Annotated in this window: 22 protein-coding genes; 13 read left to right on the forward strand and 9 right to left on the reverse strand. The window is 68.8% G+C overall.

Annotated elements, in window-relative coordinates:
• Positions 1-20: 20 nt before the first annotated feature.
• Entirely contained in the window at positions 21-1922 is a 1902-nt protein-coding gene (locus tag ACFXKA_RS22110) for a TraM recognition domain-containing protein (protein WP_364612309.1), read from the forward strand.
• Entirely contained in the window at positions 1919-2302 is a 384-nt protein-coding gene (locus ACFXKA_RS22115) for a DUF4913 domain-containing protein (protein ID WP_354837280.1), read from the forward strand. Before ACFXKA_RS22110 ends, ACFXKA_RS22115 begins: the two co-directional genes overlap by 4 nt.
• Before the next feature lie 90 nt (positions 2303-2392).
• Here ACFXKA_RS22115 and ACFXKA_RS22120 read toward each other — a convergent pair whose 3' ends face one another.
• Together ACFXKA_RS22120 and ACFXKA_RS22125 are read right to left on the reverse strand one after the other, a co-directional pair.
• On the reverse strand, positions 2393-2953 hold the full coding sequence (locus tag ACFXKA_RS22120) for a hypothetical protein (RefSeq protein ID WP_354837282.1): 561 nt from the start codon (positions 2951-2953) through the stop codon (positions 2393-2395).
• Positions 2954-3357: 404 nt separating this feature from the next.
• Positions 3358-4215: a peptidylprolyl isomerase gene (locus ACFXKA_RS22125; RefSeq protein WP_354837284.1), complete on the reverse strand. Its 858-nt coding sequence runs from the start codon at positions 4213-4215 to the stop codon at positions 3358-3360.
• Positions 4216-4395: 180 nt separating this feature from the next.
• Here ACFXKA_RS22125 and hisS point away from each other — a divergent pair, with 180 nt between their 5' ends.
• The 3 genes from hisS to ACFXKA_RS22140 all read left to right on the forward strand — a co-directional run bounded on the left by hisS (position 4396) and on the right by ACFXKA_RS22140 (position 7656).
• Entirely contained in the window at positions 4396-5676 is a 1281-nt protein-coding gene (hisS, locus tag ACFXKA_RS22130) for a histidine--tRNA ligase (protein ID WP_354837286.1), read from the forward strand.
• A 186-nt stretch (positions 5677-5862) separates the two neighbouring features.
• The gene (locus tag ACFXKA_RS22135) at positions 5863-6510 is read left to right on the forward strand and encodes a hypothetical protein (protein WP_354837288.1); all 648 of its coding nucleotides are present in this window, start codon (positions 5863-5865) and stop codon (positions 6508-6510) included.
• Between the two features lie 144 nt (positions 6511-6654).
• On the forward strand, positions 6655-7656 hold the full coding sequence (locus tag ACFXKA_RS22140) for a malate dehydrogenase (RefSeq protein ID WP_354837290.1): 1002 nt from the start codon (positions 6655-6657) through the stop codon (positions 7654-7656).
• Positions 7657-7679: 23 nt separating this feature from the next.
• On the opposite strand, the gene ACFXKA_RS22145 is transcribed toward ACFXKA_RS22140, so the two are convergent.
• Positions 7680-8552 (reverse strand): TIGR03619 family F420-dependent LLM class oxidoreductase, encoded by an 873-nt coding sequence (locus ACFXKA_RS22145; RefSeq protein ID WP_379428684.1) that lies wholly within the window; start codon positions 8550-8552, stop codon positions 7680-7682.
• A 247-nt stretch (positions 8553-8799) separates the two neighbouring features.
• Between ACFXKA_RS22145 and ACFXKA_RS22150 the strand changes: the two genes are divergently transcribed.
• Entirely contained in the window at positions 8800-9549 is a 750-nt protein-coding gene (locus ACFXKA_RS22150; RefSeq protein ID WP_354837294.1) for an SDR family oxidoreductase, read from the forward strand.
• A 175-nt stretch (positions 9550-9724) separates the two neighbouring features.
• Here the strand turns inward: ACFXKA_RS22150 and ACFXKA_RS22155 are convergent, their stop codons facing one another.
• A complete protein-coding gene (locus ACFXKA_RS22155; protein WP_379428685.1) occupies positions 9725-10480 on the reverse strand; it encodes a hypothetical protein in 756 nt (251 codons plus the stop codon).
• 765 nt (positions 10481-11245) lie between these two features.
• Entirely contained in the window at positions 11246-11575 is a 330-nt protein-coding gene (locus tag ACFXKA_RS22160) for a type VII secretion target (protein WP_379428686.1), read from the reverse strand.
• 138 nt (positions 11576-11713) lie between these two features.
• On the opposite strand from ACFXKA_RS22160, the gene ACFXKA_RS22165 reads away from it, so the two are divergent.
• The 4 genes from ACFXKA_RS22165 (at position 11714) to ACFXKA_RS22180 (ending at position 16970) form a co-directional block, all read left to right on the forward strand.
• The gene (locus tag ACFXKA_RS22165; protein WP_379428687.1) at positions 11714-12700 is read left to right on the forward strand and encodes an NAD-dependent epimerase/dehydratase family protein; all 987 of its coding nucleotides are present in this window, start codon (positions 11714-11716) and stop codon (positions 12698-12700) included.
• A gap of 31 nt (positions 12701-12731) precedes the next feature.
• Entirely contained in the window at positions 12732-13745 is a 1014-nt protein-coding gene (locus tag ACFXKA_RS22170; RefSeq protein ID WP_354837302.1) for an Rv2578c family radical SAM protein, read from the forward strand.
• 106 nt (positions 13746-13851) lie between these two features.
• The gene (locus ACFXKA_RS22175; RefSeq protein WP_379428688.1) at positions 13852-15891 is read left to right on the forward strand and encodes a 2-oxoacid:acceptor oxidoreductase subunit alpha; all 2040 of its coding nucleotides are present in this window, start codon (positions 13852-13854) and stop codon (positions 15889-15891) included.
• The gene (locus tag ACFXKA_RS22180) at positions 15891-16970 is read left to right on the forward strand and encodes a 2-oxoacid:ferredoxin oxidoreductase subunit beta (RefSeq protein ID WP_379428689.1); all 1080 of its coding nucleotides are present in this window, start codon (positions 15891-15893) and stop codon (positions 16968-16970) included. Before ACFXKA_RS22175 ends, ACFXKA_RS22180 begins: the two co-directional genes overlap by 1 nt.
• 10 nt (positions 16971-16980) lie before the next feature.
• On the opposite strand, the gene ACFXKA_RS22185 is transcribed toward ACFXKA_RS22180, so the two are convergent.
• Positions 16981-17526 (reverse strand): hypothetical protein, encoded by a 546-nt coding sequence (locus tag ACFXKA_RS22185; protein WP_379428690.1) that lies wholly within the window; start codon positions 17524-17526, stop codon positions 16981-16983.
• Between the two features lie 189 nt (positions 17527-17715).
• On the reverse strand, positions 17716-18639 hold the full coding sequence (locus tag ACFXKA_RS22190; RefSeq protein WP_379428691.1) for a neutral zinc metallopeptidase: 924 nt from the start codon (positions 18637-18639) through the stop codon (positions 17716-17718).
• Positions 18640-18759: 120 nt separating this feature from the next.
• Here ACFXKA_RS22190 and aspS point away from each other — a divergent pair, with 120 nt between their 5' ends.
• Entirely contained in the window at positions 18760-20553 is a 1794-nt protein-coding gene (gene aspS / locus ACFXKA_RS22195) for an aspartate--tRNA ligase (RefSeq protein ID WP_379428692.1), read from the forward strand.
• A 92-nt stretch (positions 20554-20645) separates the two neighbouring features.
• Here the strand turns inward: aspS and ACFXKA_RS22200 are convergent, their stop codons facing one another.
• Complete coding sequence (locus ACFXKA_RS22200; RefSeq protein ID WP_379428693.1) at positions 20646-21701, reverse strand: hypothetical protein; 1056 nt, start codon at positions 21699-21701, stop codon at positions 20646-20648.
• Between the two features lie 195 nt (positions 21702-21896).
• Between ACFXKA_RS22200 and ACFXKA_RS22205 the strand changes: the two genes are divergently transcribed.
• Together ACFXKA_RS22205 and ACFXKA_RS22210 are read left to right on the forward strand one after the other, a co-directional pair.
• Positions 21897-23066 carry a kinase gene (locus ACFXKA_RS22205; protein ID WP_354837319.1) on the forward strand — a complete coding sequence of 390 codons (1170 nt, stop codon included), beginning with the start codon at positions 21897-21899 and terminating at the stop codon, positions 23064-23066.
• Between the two features lie 21 nt (positions 23067-23087).
• Complete coding sequence (locus ACFXKA_RS22210) at positions 23088-24497, forward strand: replication-associated recombination protein A (protein ID WP_379428694.1); 1410 nt, start codon at positions 23088-23090, stop codon at positions 24495-24497.
• 89 nt (positions 24498-24586) lie between these two features.
• Here ACFXKA_RS22210 and ACFXKA_RS22215 read toward each other — a convergent pair whose 3' ends face one another.
• Positions 24587-25240, reverse strand: coding sequence for a CatB-related O-acetyltransferase (locus tag ACFXKA_RS22215; RefSeq protein ID WP_379428773.1), 654 nt, complete (start codon positions 25238-25240; stop codon positions 24587-24589).
• Positions 25241-25269 lie beyond the last annotated feature (29 nt).

The following is a 25269-nucleotide window of genomic DNA, read 5'->3' on the forward strand; positions in this document are numbered from 1 at the left end:
GTCATCCCAGGAGGTTAGAGATGGCGAAGAAACCGATTGCGGACCCGGCCGACCCGGGTCCGGATCGTGTCCTGCACCTCGTCTACGCGGGTTTCTACTTCTTCGGAACCGTGTGGCTGGCCGTGCAATTGGGCAACCTGCTGAGCTCGCCGCGCCAGCACGTGCCGATCAACCCGATCGCCATCGTGGTCAACCTGCTGAAGGGCGAGCTGCGCTGGCCGGCCGCCGCCACCGTGATCATCGTGCTCGTCTTCGGGGGGACGCTGGGCTGGGTGCTGTACCGGCGCCGCCGCGAGCTGAACGCCAAGAAGGGCCGACTGGCGATCGACGACAAGGCCGATCACATGGGCACCGGCGGGGCCATCAAGGCGCTCACGCTGTCCGGTGTCCGGGAGAAGGCCGGCCAGATCGGTGTGCCGCTGCACAAGCACCTCACCGGGGACATGCTCATTCCCGGTTCGCTGATGCGGCCCGGGGACATGCTGGTTCCGGGTATCCCGATCGGCATGTCGGTCGCCGACGGCGAAATGATGTACGGCTCCTACGAGGATCTGCAGGTCGACATCTGGGGCCCGCGACAGGGCAAGACCACCTCACGGGTGATCCCGGCCGTGCTCGCCGCCATCGGCCCGGTGGTCGTCACCTCCAACAAGCGTGACGTCGTCGACGCCACCCGGGATGTGCGGGCGGGCAAGGGCAGTCAGATCTTCGTCTTCGATCCGCAAGGCGTGGCCCCGGATTCGCACGACCTGCAGGCACAGCAGGAACCCGGCTGGTACTGGGATCCGCTGGCATGGGTCGACGTGCACCGGCCCGGCTGCGAGGTGCGGGCTGTCAGCCTGGCGGGTCATTTCTCCGACGCGGAGGGCAGTCCCTCGGCCGGCCAGGGCGCGGACTCGTACTTCGACCCCGAGGCCGAGGATCTGCTCGCGGCACTGTTCCTGGCCGCGGGTTTCGAGGGCAGCAACATCCTGCGGGCCTGGGAATGGGTGAACAACCCGATGGACACCACCCCCATCGAGATCCTGCGCGCGCATTCCAAGCACTACATGGCCGAGGGTCTCGCCGGCCAGTACAACCTCGACATCCGCACGCGCGACGGCATCTTCGGTGGCGCGAAGGCGATGATCAGGTGCCTGAAGTTCCCGCACATCCAGCCGTGGATCATCCCCAACGGCGGTCGGTCGGCCTTCGACGAACTGGAATTCCTCGAGCGCAACGGCACGCTCTACTGCCTGTCGCTGGAGGGCCGCGGCTCGGCGGCGCCGCTGGTGAGCGCCCTGACCGCGGCGGTCATCGACGTGGCCTCCCGGGAGGCGTCACGGTCGCCGGGCGGGCGGCTGCCGGTGCCGCTGCTGGCCGCCCTCGACGAGGCCGCCAATGTCGTGCGCTGGAAGGATCTGCCGAAGCAGTACAGCCACTTCGGTTCTCGCGGCATCGTGGTGATGACGGTGCTGCAGTCCTGGGCGCAGGGCGCGCGCTGCTGGGGACCCGATGGCATGGAGGCGCTCTGGGGCGCCGCGAACATCAAGGTCATCGGCAGCGGCATCGACGACATGACCTTCCTGCAACAGCGCTCCGAGGCCATCGGCGACTACGACAGCATCTCGCAGTCGGTCTCGGAATCGAAGGGCGGCAAGAGCTATTCGCGCTCCCTGAGCTCGTCGCGGACCTTCAACGCCCATGCCCTGGCAACCCTGCCGCGCGGCCGCGCCATCCTGTTCGCCTCCGGCACACCGGCCGTGCTGCTGCGCACGGTGCCGTGGTGGGAGGGCCCCGACGCCGCCGCGGTCGAGCGGTCGATCGAAGCCCACGACCCGTCACCGACGCGCAAGACCGAGATTTCCGATCTGATCAGCCCCGCGCTGATCAAAGAGACACTGCCGGATGTTTCGGCGCCCAAGGAGGTTCGACCGCTGTGAGCGAAGAGTCAACACCCATGGTCTACGCGAGCGTGGTCGAGTTCGTGGAGAACTACCTCAGCCTCGTGTACCGCCGGCAGGTGACCGATATCAGCGACACCGTGTGGTGCCCCGAATGGTGGAAGCACGCCGAGGCGGTCGCGCGACTGGATGCCATGTGGCGGGCGTGGGAGCACTTCCGCCACGACGGCAAGACCGGGCTCAGCATCTGGTTCCTCGACCACGCCGACCCGCACATGGCGAAACTGTTCGATCCCAAGGGCCCGTTCAAGTACTGCAGTGTGCGCAACGGCCACAAGGACATGCTCACCCCGCTGCCGTTGAAGTCCCCCCAGCAGGGCTTGTTCAGCAATCCCACGATGGGGGAGTTCCCGCTCTGAGATGAACCGTCGGCCCCGGTACGGTGCCGGCGCCGAAACGGAAAGTGGCGGATCGGGTTGCGATCCGCCACGGTTCGAAGTTATTGCTGCTCAGACTCGTTCACGTGAGCGAGCGCGTTCGCGCTCCCGCTCGTGCGCTTCCTGCTCCCGCACCCGCCGCTGCGCCGCCTCCTGCTCCCGCAGCCGCACGGCATCCTGTGCCGACTGGGCCTGTCCGACCTCCATCAGCAGCCGTACCGATTGCAGTTCGGGAGAGATGCCCATGCGCGAAAGGTGTTGCGCCAGCGCGGTTCGCCGTTCCACCGAGTCGTATCGCACGGAGCCGCGGCTGGCTTGCTGCGCGGCCATCCGAGATGCCTCCGCCTGCGCGGAGAATCGATCCTTTTCGAGAGATACGCCCCGTTCACGCGTCGGGCGCTCCAAGATTCGCGAGAGTTCGCGGTTACGCGGATCACGTGCCTTGGCATCCGCTGCCTCACGCAGCCGACGCTCGCGGCCCTCCTTCTGGCGGGCCTCGGTGACCCTGACGCGTGCTTCCGCTTCCTTCTGGCCACGTTCCCGGGTGCGCAGCGCGACAAGTGTCGCGAGCTGCAACATTTGCCTCATCATCGCCGCTGTTTCGCGGCCGATGTCGTCGAGTTCCTCGGCCATTGCCTGCTCCCCGATGCTGCAGTTAGATCACTATGGATGATTGTGGTGCTTCGTCACGGACATCGCCACACGAACGGTGGTTGCGCGTAGCCATATCCCGCCTGCAAACGTGGACACCCGGAGCCCATCAGGCGTCGCAACGGCCCGGTGGGGATTGCCCGGTGGGCTTTACTACGCCTTGGTACTCCGTTCTACGAGGTTACCAGCGAAAACTCCGAAACCACCGCACGCGCGCGTCGCGATCCAGCATATATCGCACAATTCCGGCACGTCGTGGAAAAGTCAGGATTTTCTTTGGTTAGGGAAGCCTTGGGCAAGAGGTTCAACGGGACCTTCCCGAGACCTTCGCCGGAAAAGAATCGGGCCCGGCGCGAGGAAGCGCCGGGCCCGAAAAACCATGCTGGTCAGTTGATTTGGACCGAGTGGATGTTCACGTCCGCGGCCGGTTTTCCGTCCTGACCGCCGCCCTGGACGCCCGCCTTGGCGACCTTGTCGAGGGTGGCGAGACCGGCGTCGTCGACCGTGCCGAAGATGGTGTACTGCGGCGGCAGTTGGGAATCGCCGTAGACCAGGAAGAACTGACTGCCATTGGTGCCCGGCCCGGCGTTGGCCATGGCGAGCACGCCGCGCTTGTAGGCGACCGGGTACTGGGCGGCTTGGTCATTCGGGTCGTACTGGTCGGTCGGGTACTCGTTGTCGAATTCGTAACCGGGGCCGCCCATTCCGCTGCCGGTCGGGTCGCCGCACTGCAGCACCTCCAGGCCCTTGCCCGTGGTGATGCGATGGCAGCTGGTGTTGTCGAAGAACTTCTGCTTGGCCAGGCTCTCGAAACTGTTGACCGTGCAGGGGGATTCACTCGGGGTCAGGGTCATGGAGATCGGACCCTGGCTGGTGTCCATGGTCGCCTTGACATCACCGGCGGTGGAGACATTGGCCGTGCTCGGCGGATTCACCGGCTTGTCGGCCGGCTTCTGCGACGGGCGGTACTCACAGCTGACCGAGGCCGGCTTGGCCTTGGCGGCCGGCGGGGGAGCGGCGGTCAGCGAGGCGTCCGGAGTCTCCGAGGCCTTGGCGCTGGTGCTGTTGTCATCGCCCTTGGTCAGGAAGTAGATGCCGACACCGGCCGCGACCGCGACCACAACACCCAGGGCCGAGGCCGCGATGGTGAGTTGCTTGCGCTTACGCGCCCGCTGGGCCCGATTCTCCAGTTGACGCTCCAGCTTCCGCTTCGCCGCAGCGCGTCGCTGTTCATTGCTCGGCACTAACTGTCCCTCCATGAACGGTCGGTATCTGATGTCTGTACAGACTGCGGCCGTCAGCCCAGCGGCCGCGGCAGACATTACCTGCATTCGCTGAGAAAAACCTACATATGGCAGGCCCTGGTGGCCGACGGCCGGTAACCGGTTGGACTTGGCGGACGGGCGTGGTGAAAACTGGGCATCGTGACCAAGACCAGCAGCTTCCGTGCCCCGAGGGGGGTCCCCGACTATCTGCCACCCACGTCCGCCGAGTTCGTCGCCGTCCGCGACGCCCTCGTGGGCACGGCGCGATTGGCCGGATACGGGCATGTCGAGCTGCCGATCTTCGAAGAGACCGCCCTGTTCGCGCGGGGTGTGGGCGAATCCACCGACGTCGTCACCAAGGAGATGTGGACCTTCGCCGACCGCAATGGCGAGAGCTTCACCCTGCGCCCGGAAGGCACCGCCGGCGTCATGCGGGCGGTCATCGAGAACGGCCTCGACCGCGGGGCGCTGCCCGTCAAACTCTGCTACGCCGGTCCGTTCTTCCGGTACGAGCGCCCGCAGAAGGGCCGCTACCGGCAGCTGCAGCAGGTCGGTGTGGAGGCCATCGGCGTCGACGATCCGGCGCTGGACGCCGAGGTGATCGCCATCGCCGACGCCGGATTCCGGGGGCTCGGACTGGAGGGTTTCCGGCTCGAGATCACCTCGCTCGGCGATGAGACCTGCCGGCCGCAATATCGAGAACTGTTGCAGGACTTCCTGTTCAAGCTGCCGTTGGACGAGGAGACCAAGCGCCGGGCGGCGATCAACCCGCTGCGGGTGCTCGACGACAAGCGTCCCGAGGTCAAAGAGATGACCGCCGAAGCGCCGCTCATGATCGACCACCTGTCGGAGTCGGCCAAGGCGCACTTCGAGCAGGTGCTCGGCCTCCTCGACGCGCTGGGCGTGCCGTACGTGGTCAACCCGCGCATGGTGCGCGGACTCGACTACTACACGAAGACCACCTTCGAATTCGTGCACGACGGGCTGGGCGCGCAGTCCGGCATCGGCGGCGGCGGCCGTTACGACGGGCTGATGGCCGAGCTCGGCGGGCAGCCGCTCTCGGGCATCGGCTTCGGCATCGGCGTCGACCGGACGGTGCTGGCGCTCGAGGCCGAGGGCAAGTCCGCCGTCGACGGTCCCCGCGTCCAGGTGTTCGGCGTCCCGCTCGGTGAGGTGGCCAAGCAGCGCCTGGTGGTGCTCGCGGCCGAGCTGCGCCGGGCCGGCATCCGCGTCGACCTCGCCTACGGCGGCCGCGGGATGAAGGGCGCGATGAAGGCGGCCGACAAGTCCGGCGCGCAGCTGGCCCTGGTGCTCGGCGACCGCGAGGTCGCCGAGGGGCAGATCGGGCTCAAGGATCTGAGCACCGGCGAACAGCGTCAGATCCCCCTGGACGAGGCCGTCGCCCAGGTCGCGGCCGCACTCGCGGGCGAGCAGAACTGATCCGTCGGCCGAGCCGGACAGCGCCGCTGCCCGGCCCGGCCGGCAGCCGCCGCGCCGATGGGGGCTTGGGGTGGGGCAAATCGGGGTATGGGGTTAGGACCTGCTGGTACCGTGCGGTGCGTCCCGCGGGGGCGGTGCGTGCCGCCGGCAGGCCCGACCCATCGAGACTTGGACGAATGCGCTGCTGTGACTGATGAATCGAAACCGGGATCCGACGGCGAAATCGGCCTCGACCTGGTCGCCCCCGAACTGCTGGCCCCGGCCCTGCGCAGGCTCACCCTGGCCGCGCTCGGCATCGGCATCGGGGTCGGACTGCTGATGGCGCTGTTCGTGCACTGGCCGATCGCCCTCGTCACCGGCCTCGTGCTCGGCGCGCCCACCGCTCTCTACGCCGTGGCCGTGCAGCGCCGTCGAATCACGGTGTCCGGCACCGTCATCCGTGCCCGCACCTGGCGCGGCGAACGCCGCCTCGACCTGGCCGGCGCCACCGCCGCCGAAATCCTGGTCTACCCGGGCAAGATCAGCCGCATCGTGCTGCGCGTCACCGCCGGCGCCGACACCCAGGTCGTGCCGCTGGCCATCTACAGCGACTCCGGCAGCGGTCGCGAACTCCACATTCTGGGCCTGCGCAAACTCGCCGACGCCCTGGCCGGTTGCCCCCTCGCGGCCGCCCTCGCCATCTCCGGACTGCTCGTCCAGCAACTGCGCGCCGAGGCGCGCGACGCCGTCGCCGAGCAACGGCCCCTCTACCGGGCCGTCCGCATGGTCCGCGACCGCGACCAGGTCGCCCCGGTCGTCCTCAGCGACTCCGACATCGCCGACCTCGCCCACTGAGCGGTCAATTCACCGATCCCCGAGCCGGATTCACCGGCCGGTGCCGGTGTCTGTTTGCTCACGCGCTGCTCACGGGGCGGGACGCGGGGGAGTGAGCCTGGCTAGGGTGAAGACGGACCTACCCGCCATCGCGAGGAGATCGTCGTGAGCACCATCGCGCCAGTGACCGTCACCGTGACCGGAGCCGCCGGGCAGATCGCCTACGGATTGCTCTTCCGCATCGCGTCGGGGGCGCTACTCGGGTCCGAGACGCCGGTGCGGTTGCGGCTGCTGGAGATTCCGGCCGCCGTTGGATCGCTCGAGGGCGTGGCGATGGAACTCGAGGACGGGGCGTTCCCGCTGCTGGCGGGCATCGATATCGCCGATGACCCGTGGATCGGGTTCGACGGGGCCAATATCGCGATTCTGGTGGGCGCGCGGCCGCGGACCGCGGGCATGGAACGCTCGGACCTGCTGGCGGCCAACGGGCCGATCTTCACCGATCAGGGCGCGGCCATCAATGCCAATGCGGCAGAGGACATCCGGGTGCTGGTGGTCGGGAATCCGGCCAATACCAATGCCTTCATCGCCATGAGCAATGCGCCCGACGTGCCCGCCGGGCGGTTCACCGCGCTCACCCGGCTCGACCACAATCGCGCGATCGCGCAGGTGGCGAAGAAGACCGGGGCGGCGGCCGCCGACATCGCGCGGATCACGGTGTGGGGCAATCACTCCGCGACGCAGTACCCGGACCTCGCCCATGCGACGGTCGGCGGGCGGGGCGCGCTCGAGCTGATCGCCGACGATGCCTGGGTGACCGGCGATTTCATCCCGACCGTGCAGCAGCGCGGCACCGCCATCATCAAGGCGCGCGGCGCGTCCTCGGCGGCGAGCGCGGCCAGCGCCGCCATCGACCACATCCACGACTGGGTGCTGGGTACCGCGCCCGGCGACTGGACCTCGATGGCGGTGCCCTCGGACGGCTCCTACGGCGTGCCCGAGGGACTGATCAGCTCGTTCCCGGTGACCTGCGCCGATGGCGAGTACACCATCGTGCCGGACCTGGAGATCGGCGAGTTCGCCCGCACCCGGATCGACCACAGCGTCGCGGAACTCGTGAGCGAGCGCGACGCCGTGGTCGACCTGGGGTACGCCAAGCGGTCCTGATCAGTACCGGCGAGCGGAGGTGATCAGCTGAGCTTGCTGATCACGTTCTCGCCGTACCACTTGATCTTGACGATCTTCTCCTCCAGCGACTCCGTGTCGGGCTCCATCGCGTAGGAGTTGCGGAAGCCGACGATCAGATCGGTGATGCCCTTCTCCTCGAGGCGCTTCACCCCGTCGGTGGTGTAGCCGTCGCGGGAGACCGCGTGGATCTCGAACTCGCCCGGATTGTCGCGCTCCCCGCGCAATTCGTTGATCCGCGCCAGGTACTTGTCCAGGTCGTCGCCCTTGCCGCCGGCGTGCATCCAGCCGTCGCACAGCCGCACCGCGCGGCGCAGCGCGGCATCGCTGTGCCCGCCGACCAGGATCGGCAGCGGCTGGGTCGGGGCGGGGGTGAGCTTGATCTTGGGAATGTCGTAGAACTCGCCGTGGTACTCGAAGTACTCGCCGGTGGACAGGCCGCGCACGATCTCGATGCACTCGTCCAGGCGCTTGCCGCGCTTCTCGAACGGGACGCCCATCATCTGGAAGTCCTCCGGCCACGGGCTGATGCCCACGCCCAGGGCGAAGCGGTTGTTGCTCAGGCGGGCCAGCGAACTGGCCTGCTTGGCCACCAGCACCGGCGGGCGGATGGGCAGCTTGAGCACGAACGGGGTCATGCGCAGCGTGGTGGTGGCCGCGGCGAGGGCGGCCGACAGCACGAAGGTCTCGATGAACGGCTTGCCGTCCAGGAACTCGCGATTGCCGTCGGCGGTGTACGGGTACTTGGAATCCGACTCGGCCGGGTAGGCGATGCTGTCGGCCACGGTGATGCTGTGGAACCCGGCGGCCTCGGCGGCCTGCGCGAGGGGGATGTAGTAATCCGGGTTGGTCATCGCCTCCGCGTAGGTGAAGCGCATCGATCGTCCTCTCGACAGTGAGCCAGTACAAAAACTAGAACTGATTCTAGTTCTGTGAGTGATGCTAGCGGGAGGCTCGCGGGAAAGGCAGTCGAACGAGCGATCCGCACCCTCCGCACCCGATCCTGCTGGAGGTGCTCACCTGTCGTATCGCAGCGGCAGACCGCCCGGTCGTAGCCGTCCCGGTGGCTGAGATGCCCGTCCCGGTGGGCTTGTCCGGATTCCTGGATCTTGTTCTAATCGCGTCATGACGATCGCCATCACCGGCTCCGGCTCGGGCATCGGCGCGGCCACCGCCGCCGCTCTGCGCGCCGCCGGGCACGACATCATCGGGATCGACCTGCGCAACGCCGACATCACCGTCGACCTCACCGACGCCGCGGCGCGCGCGGCCGCGGTCGAGGAGATCGTGGAGCGATCCGGGGGAGTGCTGGACGGCGTGGTGCTGTGTGCCGGTGTCGGCCCGCAGGTGCCCGACCCGAACCTCGTGGTGGAGATCAACTACCGGGCCACCGTGGCCCTGCTCGACGCCCTGCTGCCCGCGCTGCGCAAGGGCGAAAACCCTGCGGCCGTGGTGGTTTCGTCGGTGGCCTCCACCCAGATCAAGTGGGAGGACAATCCGATCCGCACGGGCACCGAGGCCGAGGCCTTCGCCCAGGCCGGGGATTTCGCGGGCCACTACGCCTACGCGTCCTCCAAGAACGCCGTCACCGTGGCCGTGCGCGAACGCGCCGTCGAGTGGGGCGCCGCCGGCGTGCGATTGAACACCGTCGCCCCCGGCAGCGTCGAAACCCCGCTGCTGCAGGCCGGTCTGGACGATCCGCGCTACGGTGACGCCATCCGCAACTTCGTGGCCCCCATCGGCCGCAATGGCAAGCCCGAGGAGATCGCCTCCCTCATCGCCTATCTGGTCGGCCCGCAGGCCGGCTTCATCCACGGCGCCCAGTTCGTCATCGACGGCGGAATCGACGCGCAGACGCGGCCGACCGCGGTGTAATCCACCGCGGCGCGCCGACCGCGCGCCCTGAACGGTGGCCGAGCCCGCGGGGTGTACAGCCGCATTTCGGCCTCCACCGATGCCGCGGTGACCGGGGTACCCGACCCGATCGCCGCGGCATTCTGCTGTCCGGAGACGACCGTGCCGCCACGAAAGCGGCTGTGCCGCACCCGGATCAGGCGGGATCGGTCTCGGCCGCGTCCGTGCTTTCCGCCGGCCCGCCGATGACACCGGGGGCGAAGGTGCCCAGGTTGCCGGTGAGTTCGCTTTCGGCGGTGTGGCTTTGGTGCGGCCGCACGGTGCGGCCGTGCTTGGCATCGGCCGCACCGCCCTGGCTCGTGCCCGCCGCAGCAGGGGAGCCCATGTAGCCCGTACCGGCCGGGCCACCGAGGCCGGGGATGCGGGCCGCGCCTGCGCCGAACGGGTTGGCGGGGTTGGTGACCCTGCCACCGGGGATCGAGGACCCGGGGCCGCCAGGGATTGACGGCAGGCCGCCGCCGAGACCGCCGGCACCGGCTCGGATCCCGCCGGCCCCTGCGGCAGTGGTGTTGGGGAGACCACCGACCGGATCGGCCTTCCGGGGAACGCCGGGCGTGTGGGCGGCTGCCTGCAGGCCGCTGTCGAACAGGCCCTCCGCCTGCTCCAGGATCGGCCGGCCGACATTCTGTGCCAGCCACTGCGCGACCTCGGCCGGATTCGGGCCGCCGCCCTGGCCGAGCAGCTGACCGATGATGCCGTGCACCTGCGCGGTGTAGACCGAGAGTTCGCCGTGCGTGGCGTTCACGACCGCGACGGCCTCGCCGAGATGCCGGGTGGCCGAGGCGATCAGCGTGGTCTGGCCGATCGGGGTCAGGATCAGCGGGGCCAGCGCCGTGGCCTCGGCGGCGAACGCCTCCGCGATGGCGGTGAGCTGGATATTGCCCCGCTGCACGACGCCCGCGGCCCGAGTGGTGATCGACGACAGATCGAAGCCGCGCTGAGCGGTCCCCCGGCCGTGGTTCCCGGCCTGCCGGCCCGACTCCTGCGCACGCCGGGAAGCCTGGCCCTGCCACAGGGATTCGACGGTCTCGAGCGCCCCCGCCGATCTGGACCGCGGCCACGATGACCTTCGACCCGGTGCTGAGCAGGGTCGCCGGATTCAGCGGGCCGAGGATGCCGGTGCCGAAGCCCTGCAACAGGTCCAGGAACGGCTCGAACAGCGCGTCCAGTCCGGGAAGCGCGGGAAGCGCCAGGCCCTTCATGAGATCGCCGACCGGATCGGCGGGCAGCGGCGGCAACGCGGCCGCGGGATCGGCGGCGGCCCGGGCCGCCGCGGCCTGGGCGGCATCGAGCGCGGCGGGCGCGGCGTTCAGGGCGGCGTCCGCGGAACCGAGCACGGCCTCGGCAGTGCCGAGTGCGTCCCGCGCGCCCGAGAGTGCACCGTCCAGCGCGGGCGCGACCGTGTCGCCGAGCGTGCCGGTCCGTGACTCCGCGGCAGCACCGCCCGGGACTCCTCCGGCGAGCGGCGAGCTGATCTGCTCGAATTCCTTACGCGCGAGCGCGAATTCCGGCGATTCGAACGGCGGCATGTCGGTGGGCAGTGTGCCCAGCGGCAGCTCCGGGATCGGACCGATGACGCTCACGTTGTCGGCTCCCCTCGCACCGGTGTCCGGATCTGCCGGGCAGACGGCATCGATGACGCCGGAGTCGATCGGCCTCATACCCGTTCGCCGATCTGCCCGGCGGCCGTGCCGAGGCCCCCGGCGAATTCGGCGTCGGTGGTGTCGTAGGTGGCGGCCGATCCGAAGGCGGCCCGGCCGAGGGCGCCGAAGCGGGCCGAGAGGGCGGCGATGTCGCGATCGTGCAGGAGTTCGGCGATCGTGAAGCCGGCCAGGAAGTCCGCGCCGACGAGTCCGAAGACCGGTGTCATGGCCGCGACGTGGGACACCGTGTCGAGGCCGCCCTGGGCGGCGATGTCGGCGGCGACGCCGTCCTGGGTGGCGGCGAATGTACGCACCGCACCGGTGTCGACCCAGAGCTCGGCCATGGCAGTACCCCCCTGATCGTCATGGACATGCGGATGGCGAATATATCCCGTCCATCGTCCAGACCGGCGTGGCGTGCGCGGCCACACCGCAACCACACCGTTGTTGCAAATTAGAACAAGTTCTATATTCTCGTCTCCATGAAGGTCGCAGTCACCGGCGCCGCCGGGTTCCTTGGCACCAATTTGCTTCGCCTGCTTACCGATCGCGGTCACGAAGTGACTGCCATCGACCGGGTCGCGGGCGCGAGCCAGCCCGGTGTCGCCTGGGTCAACGGTGACGTGCTGGACCCGGCGTCCATGCGCGCGGCGCTGGACGGGGCCGAGGTGGTCTACCACCTGGTCGCGCTCATCACCCTGGCCCACAAGAACGACGTGGCCTGGCGGGTCAACACCGAGGGCGTGCGCATCGTCGCGGACGCCGCGCGCGAGGTCGGCGTGCGGCGGATGGTGCACACCAGCTCCATTCACGCGTTCAACCAGTACAGCTGTGGCGGCCGGATCAACGAGCGCTCGCCGCGGTCCATCGATCCCGAGCTGCCGGTGTACGACCGCTCCAAGTGGCAGGGCGAGATCGAGCTGCGCAAGATCATCGACAAGGGCCTGGACGCGGTGGTGTGCAACCCGACCGGTGTGTACGGCCCGATCGACAACACCGCCTCGCGCATCAACACCACGCTGTGGGACGCCGCGCGCGGCCGGGTGCCGGTGATGATCAGCGGCGGCTTCGACCTGGTCGACGTGCGCGACGTGGCCCAGGGTCTGGTGCTCGCGAGCGAGCGCGGCCGCACCGGTGAGAACTACCTGCTCGGCGGGCACTTCACCGACATGTTCCAGGCCACCCGCACCGCCGCCGAGGTCAACGGGAAGATGAAGCCCGCCTTCGCGATTCCGGCCAAGGTCATCAATGCCTGCATGCCGGTCATGGAGCCCGTCGCCCGTGCGCTGGGCAGTGACCGCATCTCCAAGGCGGCCATGGGCGCGCTGCTGTCGGCGCCGATCGTCGAGCACACCAAGGCCACCGAGGAACTCGGCTACCGGCCGCGGCCCGCCGAGCAGACCATTCGGGATCTGGTCGCCTTCTACAACGGGCAGCCGATCGAGTCCGACACGCAGAAGATTGCTTGACAGTCGTTAGAACACGTGTTCGACTGGGGTGGTGCGTTGGCAAAGGCAAACCCTCGGCGCCGATGACGGCGCGCTACCCGGGCTCGAACGTGCGGGTTTCGTACGCAGCGTACAGACGCCCGAGTTCGAGGGCATCACGTTTCACGAGGTGCTCTGCAAGAGTGCCCTGAACCGGGTGCCCGACAGCAATCTGCCCTTCAGCTGGACCATCAACCCCATGCGGGGCTGCTCGCACGCGTGCCGCTACTGCTTCGCCCGCGGCACGCACGAGTACCTCGACCTGGATGCGGGGGCCGATTTCGACTCCCAGATCGTGGTCAAGACCAATGTGGTCCCGGTGCTGCGGCGCGAACTGCACAAGCGGTCGTGGCGGCGGGAATCGGTTGCGCTGGGCACGAATACCGATCCCTATCAGCGCGCCGAGGGCCGCTACCGGCTCATGCCCGGCATCATCTCCGCGCTCGCCGACTCCGGCACCGGGTTCTCCATTCTCACCAAGGGCACGCTGCTGCGGCGGGATCTGCCGCTGCTGGTCCAGGCTGCCGGGCAGGTGCCGGTGCACCTCGCCGTCTCCATCGCCATCCTGGATCCGGAGCTGCATCGCGGCCTCGAGCCCGGCACGCCCTCGCCGCGGGCGCGGCTGGAACTGGTGCGCGCCCTGGCGGACGCCGGATTCGCGGTGAATGTCATGGTGGCGCCGGTGATTCCGTACCTCACCGACTCCCAGGCGCATCTCGACGCGCTCTTCGCCGCCATCGCCGAGGCCGGGGCCGCCGGTGTCACGGCGTTCCCCATGCATCTGCGCGGCTCCACGCGCGGCTGGTTCCTCAATTGGCTGGCCGAAGCCCACCCGGCGCTGCTGCGACGCTACCGGCAACTGTATGGTCGGGGTGCTTCGGTGACACCGGAGTATTCTGCGTGGCTACGCGGCCGAATCGGGCCGTTGCTGGAGAAACACCGTTTGAACCGCGATCGGCCGGCCGAACCCGAGGTCCGCGTCGCCGAATCGCACACGCCCGATCCGCAGCTGGCGTTGTTCGCCTGACGGCGGTTCTTTGATCGAAACCATTGCGCATCACGGGTGTGTCGCGAATATTGCGGAGTAGTTTGGCGTTGGTACCTCACACCTGACGAGGAAGTGATGCACGCGCATGGTTTCGCAGCATGACGACCCTGCGGCGCTGCCGCACAAGGATACTGTGGCTCCGCTGCACAACAGCACTGTGAAAGCTCCGTCCGACGGCGGGGTCGCGGCGGCCGGAAACGGTGGCGCCACAGCGAAATTGGCGGTCGAGAAATTGGAAAGAGTCGTCATCCGCTTTGCGGGTGACTCCGGTGACGGTATGCAGCTCACCGGTGACCGTTTCACCCACGAGGCCGCCGCCTTCGGCAATGACCTTGCCACCCAGCCGAACTTCCCCGCCGAGATCCGCGCGCCCCAGGGCACGCTGCCGGGCGTGTCGTCGTTCCAGATCCAGATCGCGGACTACGACATCCTCACCGCGGGGGACCAGCCCGACGTATTGGTCGCCATGAATCCTGCTGCGCTGAAGGCGAATCTGGAGGATTTGGCCCGCGGTGCGACGGTGATCGTGAATACTGACGAATTCACCAAACGGAATCTGACCAAGGTCGGCTATGCCGGTGATCCGCTCGCCGATGACACGCTGACCGATTTCGTGGTGCACCGGGTGCCCATGACATCCCTGACGCTCGGGGCAACCGAACCGACCGGTGTGGGTAAGAAAGATGGGCAGCGCGCGAAGAATATGTTCGCGCTCGGCTTGCTGTCGTGGATGTACGGGCGGCCCATCGGTGGCACCGAGCAGTTCATGCGGGAGAAATTCGCGGCCACCCCGGATGTCGCCGAAGCGAATATCCTCGCATTCCGGGCAGGCTGGAATTACGGCGAAACCACCGAGGCCTTCGCCACCACCTACGAGATAGCCCCCGCGACGCTGCCGGTCGGCACCTACCGGCAGATCACCGGCAATACCGCGCTCGCCTACGGCATCGTCACCGCCGGGCAGCTGTCCGGGCTGCCGGTCTTCCTGGGCACCTACCCGATCACCCCGGCCTCGGACATCCTGCACGAACTGAGCAAGCACAAGAACTTCGGCGTCACCACCTTCCAGGCCGAGGACGAGATCGCCGGCATCGGCGCGGCGCTGGGCGCCGCACTCGGCGGCGCGCTCGGGGTCACCAGTACCTCCGGGCCGGGGCTGGCGCTCAAGAGCGAGACCATCGGCCTGGCCGTCATGACCGAGCTGCCGCTGGTGATCATCGACGTGCAACGCGGCGGGCCCTCCACCGGCCTGCCCACCAAGACCGAACAGGCCGACCTGCTGCAGGCGCTCTACGGGCGCAACGGCGAGTCGCCGGTGGCCGTCGTCGCGCCGCGCTCACCGGCGGACTGCTTCGACGCCGCGGTCGAGGCCGCCCGCATCGCGCTGACCTACCGCACGCCCGTGCTGCTGCTGTCCGACGGCGCCATCGCCAATGGTTCCGAGCCGTGGGCGATTCCGCAGGTCACCGAGCTGGCCCCGATCGATCCGGGCTTCGAACCCGAGGGCGCGGAGGGCGATTCGTTCCAGCCCTACGCGCGCGATCCGGAGACCCTGGCCCGGCCGCTGGCCGTGCCTGGCACCGTGGGCCGCGCCCACCGCATCGGCGGGCTCGAAAAGGCCGACGGCAGCGGCAATATCTCCTACGACCCGGCCAATCACGAGCTGATGGTGCGGATCCGGCAGGCCAAGATCGACGGCATCGCGGTGCCCGACCTCGAGGTGGACGATCCGGGTGACCGCGCCGAACTGCTGCTCATCGGCTGGGGCAGCTCCTACGGGCCGATCGGCGAGGCATGCCGGCGGGCACGGCGGCGCGGGGTGCCGGTGGCGCAGGCGCATCTGCGGAACCTGAACCCCTTCCCGCCCAACCTCGGTGAGGTGCTGCGCCGCTACCGCACCGTGGTCTGCCCGGAGATGAACGGCGGCCAGCTGGCCATGCTGCTGCGCGCCCGCTACCTGGTCGACGTGCAGCCGTGGACCAAGATCGCCGGCACCGCCTTCCAAGCACAGGAACTGGTCGGCGTCATCGACGCGGCCCTGGACGGTTCCATCGCGGAGATGGAACAGGCCAAGGCCTTCGCCGCACGCGCGCGGGCGACCTACCGCACCCCAGGGGGCAACTGATGACCATTCTCGAAAACCCGCTCGTGGGCGCCGATCTCGGCCTCACCGGACTGTCCGGCGTGCCGCGGGCCGACCGGCCGCAGAAGGCGAAGGACTTCACCTCCGATCAGGAGGTGCGCTGGTGCCCCGGGTGCGGCGACTACGTCATTCTGGCCACCGTGCGCGGCTTCCTGGCCGATCTGGGTCTCGAGCGCGAGAACCTCATGTTCGTGTCCGGCATCGGCTGCTCGAGCCGGTTCCCGTACTACCTGGAGGCGTACGGGATCCACTCGATCCACGGCCGCGCGCCGGCCATTGCCACGGGCATGGCGGTGACCCGGCCCGACCTGTCGGTCTGGGTGGTGACCGGTGACGGCGACGCGTTGTCCATCGGCGGCAATCACCTCATCCACGCGCTGCGCCGCAACGTGAACATGACGATCCTGTTGTTCAACAACCGGATCTACGGTCTCACCAAGGGCCAGTACTCACCGACCTCGGAGACCGGCAAGGTCACCAAGTCCACCCCGATGGGCTCGGTCGACCATCCGTTCAACACCCTGTCGGTGGCGCTGGGCGCCGAGGCCACCTTCGCCGCCCGCGCGCTGGACTCGGATCGGGCCGGGCTCACCGAGGTGCTGCGCGCCGCCGCCGAACACCGCGGCACCTCGTTCGTGGAGATCCTGCAGGACTGCCCGATCTTCAACGACGGCTCCTTCGACGCGCTGCGCCGGGAGAACGCCGAATCCCATCTGGTCCGGTTGCGGCACGGTGAGCCCATTCGGTTCGGCGCGGACGGTGAATTCGCGGTGGTCCGTGCTGGTTTCGGCCTGCGGGTGGCGCGCGCCGACAGTGTCGCCGAAGCCGAGATCGTGGTTCACGACGCCTATACCGACCACCCCGAATACGCCTACGCTCTGTCCCGCCTGTCCGACCAGGACCTCACCCACGTGGTGACCGGCATCTTCCGCAGCGTCTCCCGCCCGACCTACGACGACGGCGTCCGCGCCCAGTTGACCACCGCCGTCGAACGCAAACCGGTGAGCGAGAACTCGCTGCAGGAGCTGCTCACCGGCCGCGAAACCTGGACGGTCGGCTGATCTTTCGCCGCTAGGCCGGAACGAAGGCGTTCAGCAAGCGCTCGAACAGATCGTCGAAGCGCTTGCGGGACGCCTTCTGGCCATCGTCGAGCCCGTCGCCGAGCTCGGGCGCGTACACGATCAGGTGCACGTCCTGATCCGGCGACTGCGGCATGTAGTCGATGATGGATGTCCCCTTGTCGGCCTGTTCCGGTGTCCCCATGTCCACGGCCGCCAGCGCCTTCACCTCGGCCGCCGCGGCCCCGATGACGTCGGCGGGCACGGACCCGGTCACCGGCTGCGCGCTGTTCTCGGCGCGCTTCACCGCCCGCCCGTCGGGCTGAATCTCCAGCGACGGATGCAGATCCGTCCGCGTCTGCCATCCCGCGGGCATGGCGGTCAGCGTGAACAGCGCCACGCCGGGTACCGGTGCCGGGTCCGCCATCGCGAATACCCCTGTGCCCGTGAGCATCACCACGGCCAGCGCGGTCACCGCCCCCGCCCGCCATCCACGCCGCTGCGCCACCCGGCCGAGCCGCGCCTCGCCGAAAAGTCTTGCCGCCCTGGCTGTCCGCATCACATTCCTCCGAATTCCCTTGCGGGCACCCACCCGCCGCCGCCGATTCTGCCGCCAACCGCACGCCACACCCGCGCTGCCACGCCGACCCACCCCGGACACCGCCCTCGCCCCGAGCGAAACGGATGGAGGGCCGGAAATGGCAAGGTCCCCAGCCTCTCCGAGGCTGGGGACCGGAGGAATGTCGGGTCAGCGGAGAGCGGGCGGGTTGTTCAGGTCCCGGGCCGAATAGGTGTCGCAGGCCTTGACCTGGCCGGTCTTGTAGCCGGTCAGGAACCACTTCTGCCGTTCCTCCGACGAGCCGTGGGTCCAGGCTTCGGGGTTGACGCGGCCGGTGGATGCCTTCTGGATGCGGTCGTCGCCGACGGCGGACGCGGCGGAGAGCGCGTCGCGGATGTCGTTGTCGGTCAACGGCTTCAGGAAGGGTGTGTTGGAGCCGGGCGCGGGGAGCTTGTCGGCGTAGTTGGCCCAGACCCCGGCGTAGCAGTCGGCCTGGAGTTCGGTGCGGACCGCGCCGGAGGTGGCGCCCTGGGGGTCGCGCTGGGCGCGGTTGATGTCGCCGAGCAGGTTCTGGATGTGGTGGCCGAACTCGTGGGCGACCACGTACTCCTGAGCGAGCGGGCCGCCGCTGGAGCCGAAGCGGTCGACCAGTTCCTGGAAGAAGCTGGTGTCGAAGTAGGCGGTCTGATCGGCGGGGCAGTAGAACGGGCCGACCGCCGAGGAGGCACGACCGCAGCCGGTGCTGACCGCGCCGGAGAAGAGGTTGAGCTTCGGGACCACGTACTTGCGGTTGGTCTGCTTCGGCAGTTCGGTGCCCCAGATCGCGTCGAGGCTCTGGGCGGTGAGGATGACGCGGCAGTCGACGTACTTGTTGGCGTCGGCGCCGGTCTTGCAGTGTGTGGGCAGGGTCGCGGTGCCCGACTTGGCATTGCTGTCCGCGCCCGTGAACTGGCCGAGAATGCTGCCCGGGTCGCCGCCGAAGATCAGCGCCGCGATCACCGCGATGATGCCCAGCGCACCGCCGCCGAGAGCCAATCCACCGCCCATACCCGGTCCGCCACCGCCACCACTCGCCCGGTTCGGGTCGATTTGCAGGCCCTCGTTGAAGGTCATGGCTATCACTGTGACACGGGCGAGTCGATATCGGTTTCCACTCGCTGAACGTGTCTCTCTACGATGGGTCTGCACCTGGTCACACCTCACCGGTGCTTCGAGCCCGTCGAAAGGAATCCCGTGCTGCGCACCCACTTGGCTGGTTCGCTGCGAAGCGAGCACGCCGGTCAGACCGTCACCCTCACCGGCTGGGTGGCCCGGCGGCGAGACCACGGTGGCGTGATCTTCATCGATCTGCGTGATGCGTCGGGTGTTGCCCAGGCCGTCTTCCGTGAAGGCGAACCCGCGGCGGCCGCCCACAAGCTGCGCAACGAGTTCGTGGTGAAGATCGTCGGCGTGGTCGAGAACCGCCCGGCCGGTAGCGAGAACCCGAACCTGCCGACCGGCGCCATCGAGGTCAACGTGACCGAGCTCGAGGTGCTGAACGAGGCCGCGCCGCTGCCGTTCCAGCTCGACGACGAGCCGGGCGAGGAAGCCCGCCTCAAGTACCGCTACCTGGACCTGCGCCGCGAAGGCCCGGCGCACACGATCCGCCTGCGCTCCAAGGTGAACGCCGCCGCCCGCGCCGTGCTGGCCAAGCACGCGTTCGTCGAGGTCGAGACCCCGACCATGACCCGCTCCACCCCCGAGGGCGCGCGCGACTTCCTGGTTCCGGCCCGCCTGCAGCCCGGCAAGTTCTACGCCCTGCCGCAGTCGCCGCAGCTGTTCAAGCAGCTGCTCATGGTCGGCGGCATCGAGCGCTACTACCAGATCGCGCGCTGCTACCGCGACGAGGACTTCCGCGCCGACCGCCAGCCCGAGTTCACCCAGCTCGACATCGAGATGAGCTTCGTCGAGCAGGAGGATGTCATCCTGCTGGCCGAGGATGTCCTGGCCGCGCTGTGGGAGCTGGTCGGTTACGAGATCCCGACCCCGATCCCGCACATGACCTACGCCGAGGCCATGCGCCGCTACGGCTCGGACAAGCCGGACCTGCGCTTCGAGGTCGAGATCACCGAGATGATGGAGTACTTCAAGGACACGCAGTTCCGCGTGTTCCAGGCTCCCTACGTCGGCGCGGTCGTCATGCCGGGCGGCGCGTCGCAGCCCCGCCGCCAGTTCGACGCCTGGCAGGAGTGGGCCAAGCAGCGCGGCGCCAAGGGCCTGGCCTACATCACCTTCAACGAGGACGGCACCCTCGGCGGCCCGGTCGCCAAGAACCTCACCGACGCCGAGCGTGAGGGTCTGGCCAAGCAGGTCGGCGCCGAGCCCGGCGACTGCGTGTTCTTCGCGGCCGGCGACATGAAGTCCAGCCGCGCGCTGCTGGGCGCGGCCCGCGGCGAGATCGCCCGCAAGTGCGGCCTCATCGACGAGAACGCCTGGGCCTTCGTGTGGATCGTGGACGCCCCGATGTTCGAGCCCACCGCCGACGCCACCGCGAGTGGCGATGTGGCCCTGGGCTATTCGGCCTGGACCGCCGTGCACCACGCCTTCACCTCGCCCAAGCCCGAGCACCTGGACACCTTCGACACCGATCCGGGCTCGGCGCTGGCCTACGCCTACGACATCGTCTGCAACGGCAACGAGATCGGCGGCGGCTCCATCCGTATCCACCGCCGGGACGTGCAGGAGCGGGTGTTCCAGGTGATGGGAATCGGCGAGGAGGAGGCCCAGGAGAAGTTCGGCTTCCTGCTCGACGCCTTCTCCTACGGCGCGCCGCCCATGGGCGGCATCGCCTTCGGCTGGGACCGCATCACCGCGCTGCTGGCCGGCGTGGACTCGATCCGCGAGGTCATCGCCTTCCCGAAGTCGGGTGGCGGCGTCGACCCGCTCACCGACGCGCCCACCCCGATCACCCTGCAGCAGCGGCAGGAGGCGGGCCTCAACGCCAAGCTCGACGCGAACGGCAACCCGGTCAAGGACGACGCCAAGTAAGGGCGCGCCCGGACCGTCGCGAGCCCGCCGGTATCAGCGATACCGGCGGGCTCCGTCGTCGACAGCGGCTCGCGCGTGCGGGCGGATCGAGCTCAGACCACCAGCCCGTTGGTGAGCGAACGGTAGGCGTAGGTGGTGGCGATGGCGGTGACCGGTCCGGCCACCAGCAGGCCCAATCCGCACAGCAGCGCGCCGATCACGGTCATGATCAGCACCCCCAGCGCCAGCAGGGTCACCTGCAGGGCATTGGCGATCACCAGCCGCACGCTGGATTGGATTGCGGCGATCGGGTTCTGGTCCCGATCGATCACGAAGTGCAGCGCGAACATGCACAGCACGCCCACGATGATCGCCGGGAACACGCACGCGATCGAGGCCACGAGGCACAGCGCGAACACGATGAGCGCGGTGATCAGCACATTCCCGGCATTCACGAAGCCGAAGAAGGCCGGGAAATCCGGTGGCGTCCCGTCGGTTTCGTACAGTGCGCCGCGGATCATGGCGGCCTGCAGCAGCCACACCACCAGCGACGCCACCGCGAACAGCAGGACGACGGCCGACAACGACTGCACGTCAACCATATTCACCAGCAAGGTGACCACCAGCCAGGCGATCATGCCGATCAGCACCATGCCCACCCACGGAATGGGATTGAGCCGGAACCGATCCCACCCGTAGGTGAGGGCCGCGCCGACGTCGAGGGTCTCGCGCGGGGATGTATAGCCCTGTTTCGGCGCCGGCTCGGCGGGCGGGGCGCCGGCGGGCGGCGGCATCGCACCCGGCGGGAATCCGCCCGGTGGAGGCGGATTCGCGCCGGGCGGCATGCCTGCCGGCGGCAACTGCTGCGGCGTGCCCGGGCCGTAGCCGGCCGGCGGCTGCGGCGCGCCCGGCTGCGGGGTGAAGGCCGGCGGAGGTTCCACCGGCTCGCTGCCGTACTGCGCGGCGCCGGGGCCGTCGAATTGCGGGTACCCGGCGAGGCCGGGCAGTTGGTGGCGGCCGGGCGCGGGGCCCGGCTCGGGCGCGCCGGAAACCGGTGCGGGCTCGGGGTTTTGGTGCTGCCCGGCGTGGGACGGATACTGCTCGCCGCCCCCTGCGACGGGACGGTCGCCGGAGGGCTCGTACGGTGCTGAGGGCGGCGTGCCAGTCATGGTCGCAAGCCTTTCACATTTCCCGGTTTACGGTGTGGCGCACAGCAAGTGACCATGAGACAACTAGACGGTCCTGGTTGTGTCAAGCAACCAGCGCCGCGTGGGCAAACCCATCACAAAGACACGCCGCCCGACGCGCGAAAGGTTGCGCAACCGCTCGCTGAAAGTGACCTGACGGGAGTAACTTGGGTTCCGATGACCGCACTATTGGCCGAACGCGCCGCCGAAGTCGTGTCCGCGGCACAACAGTTGCTCACGAAGCGAATGGGTGCTCCGGTGAAGCTGAGCGATCCGATGGAACTCAGCGGCAGTGGTAGGACGACGGTACTCCGTGTCCGCGTTGCAGAGAACGCCTTTTCGCTACCTCGCACACTGATTGTGAAGCAGGTAGCGGGTACGGCGACGCAGCGGCGCACCGGCGGCATGGCTCCCGGTGTCGCCAGCATCGACTCCGCATTCCTGCGCGAGGCGGTCTCCTACCAATTCACCACCGCCCTCGGCCGTGACCACCGGCCCGGCGCCTACCTGCTCGGCTACAGCCTCCCGGACCGCCTGCTCATACTCAGCGACCTCGGAGAGAACACCTCCCTGACCGCGGTCCTGCAGTCCGGCGTGGAACCGAGCGGGCGCAATGCGCTCATGGCATTCGCTCAGGCACTGGGCCGCATGCACGCCGCGACCGTCGGCCGCGAGGCGGACTTCGTGGCGCTGCTGCGGCGCGTCGATGTGGTGCACCGCGTGGACGGCATCGCGCAGCAAGCCGAATCCGCGGTCGCCGAGGTGCCGATCATGTTGCAGCGCGAGCTGGGCATCGAGGTGCCGGGGGAGATCGCCGAGCGCATCGTGCGCGGCAACCGGCTCTTCTCCGCCGGGCGCTACCGCGCCTTCAGCCCCTCCGACCTGTGCCCCGACAATGTCATCCTCAATGACGAGGGCGCGCGGTTCCTGGACTACGAGTGGGGCGGCTTCCGCGACGCCACCCTAGACATCGCCTATGCCCTGGTCTCCTTCCCGGGCTGCCTGTGCGATTTCGAGCTGTCGCGCGAACGCGCCCGCCAGATGGTGGAGGCGTGGCGCTCCGAGGTGGTGGCGGTGTGGCCGGCCCTCGCCGATGACGAGGTGCTCGCCGAGCGCATCCTCGAGGCGCGCCTCATCTGGGTGTGGCTGTCCACCTACTGGTTCCTGCCCGCCGACCACGCCCGCATCGCCGCCGCCCGCGAGCACGGCCTGTCCATCCCGCGTTCGGCCGCCCTCATCAACCGCTGGGCCGCCCTGGCCGAGGACGCCCGCTGCACCGGCGACGACACCCTCGGCGACTTCGCCGAACACGTCTCGGCCACGCTGGAAGAGCACTGGGAGGAGTGATCCGCCGCGCGCTGTCGGGGGATGGCGTCGCGGTCGGCGAGTGTGTCGGAGCCGGTCGGTAGGGTCGGTTGCGTGAGTGATGGGCTGTTCGATCCGCCGGGCACGCAGGCGGTAGTCGACGACTTCGAGGCGGGAGCCGCGCGCATTCCCAGCGGGGACGACCGATTCGCGCCGCTGGCCGTGCGCATGCGACCGCGCACCCTCGACGAGGTGGTCGGGCAGCAGCATCTGCTCGGGCCCGGGTCGCCGCTGCGGCGGCTGATCGAAGGGTCCGGGGCGGCTTCGGTGCTGCTGTACGGACCGCCCGGGACGGGCAAGACCACCCTCGCCTCGCTGCTGTCGCAGGCCACCGGACGGCGGTTCGAAGCGCTGTCGGCGCTGTCGGCGGGCGTCAAGGAGGTGCGGGCGGTCATCGATCTGGCCCGCCGCCGCCTCACCGTGGGTGAACAGACCGTGCTGTTCATCGATGAGGTGCACCGGTTTTCGAAGACGCAGCAGGACGCGCTGCTGGCGGCGGTGGAGAACCGGATCGTGCTGCTGGTCGCGGCGACCACGGAGAATCCGTCGTTCTCGGTGGTGTCGCCGCTGCTGTCCCGCTCGCTGGTGCTGCAACTGCAGTCCCTGTCGGAGGCCGACGTTCGCACGGTGCTCACCCGGGCCATCGCCGACCCGCGCGGGCTGGCGGGGGAGTACACCGTCACGGATGCGGCGCTCGACCACATCGTGCGGATCGCGGGCGGTGATGCGCGGCGTTCGCTCACCGCGTTGGAGGCGTCGGCCGAATCCTCCCTGGACGGCACCGTCGATGTGGAGTTGGTCGAGGCCAGCGTCGACAAGGCGGCGGTGCGCTACGACCGTGCGGGCGACCAGCACTACGACGTCATCAGCGCCTTCATCAAATCCCTGCGCGGCTCCGATGTCGATGCCGCGCTGCACTACCTGGCCCGCATGATCAGCGCGGGCGAGGATCCGCGATTCATCGCCCGCCGCTTGATGATCCAGGCCAGCGAGGAGGTCGGCATGGCCGACCCCACCGCCCTGCAGACCGCGGTCGCGGCCGCCCAGGTCGTCCAGCTGGTCGGTATGCCGGAGGCCCAATTGGCCTTGACCCAGGCCACGATTCACATCGCCACGGCCCCGAAGTCGGGCGGGGTGGTCAAGAGTCTCGCGGCCGCCATGGCCGACGTACGCGCGGGCAAGGCGGGCGCGGTGCCCGCCCACCTGCGCGACGGCCACTACGCCGGCGCCGCCGCGCTCGGCAATGCCCAGGGCTACAAGTACCCGCACGACCACCCGGACGGCGTTCTCTCCCAGCAATATCCACCGGACGAGCTGGTCGGCGTCGACTACTACCGGCCGACCGATCACGGCTACGAACGTGAAGTCGGTCCTCGCGTCACCAAACTGCGCCGCATCGTCCGGGGTAAATAGCGCCGAGTGCGCCGATGCGTCACGCGCCGAATTGCAGCGACTGCCGGAAACAGTCGCTCGGTGCGCCGCGAATGCGCTTGCGGCGCTGGTCAGTCCGCCAGCAGTCCCTCGTGGATGGCGATGCGTTCGATGTCGGCGGCGGTGCCGGCCATGATCACGCGCACGTGCTCGGTGACCAGCTCGAGCGGCCAGTTCCACCAGGCGGCACGCAGCAGGCGCGCCACGTCCTGGTCCGGGAAACGCTGCTTGACCACCTGCGCCGGGTTGCCGCCGACGATCGTGTACGGCGGCACGTCGGAGGTCACGACGGCGCCGGTGGCGATGATCGCGCCGTCGCCGATGTGCACGCCCGGCATGATCAGCGAGTTGTAGCCGATCCACACGTCGTTGCCGACCACGGTGTCGCCCCTGGACGGAATCGAGGTGATGATGTCCATCGTCTCCTCGGCCCAGGTGCCGCCGAAGATGGTGAACGGGAAGGTCGACACTCCCGAGGTGGCGTGGTTGGCGCCGGCCATGATGAAGCGGGTGTTGCTCGCGATGGCGCAGTATTTGCCGATGATCAGCTTCTCGGGGCCGAAGGCATAGAGCACATTGTTGGTCTCGAAGGCGGTCGCCGCGTCCGGATCGTCGAAGTAGCTGAAGTCGCCGACCTCGATGTTCGGCGAGGTGACGTGCGGTTTCAGGAAGACGGTGCGGCGCGCGTGGGGGAGCGGGAAGCGCTGGGATGGGTCCGGGATCACAGTCACCCCGGCGATGGTAGCTATCGCCC

This window comes from Nocardia sp. NPDC059228, assembly GCF_042754245.1.
Classification (GTDB): Bacteria; Actinomycetota; Actinomycetes; order Mycobacteriales; family Mycobacteriaceae; genus Nocardia.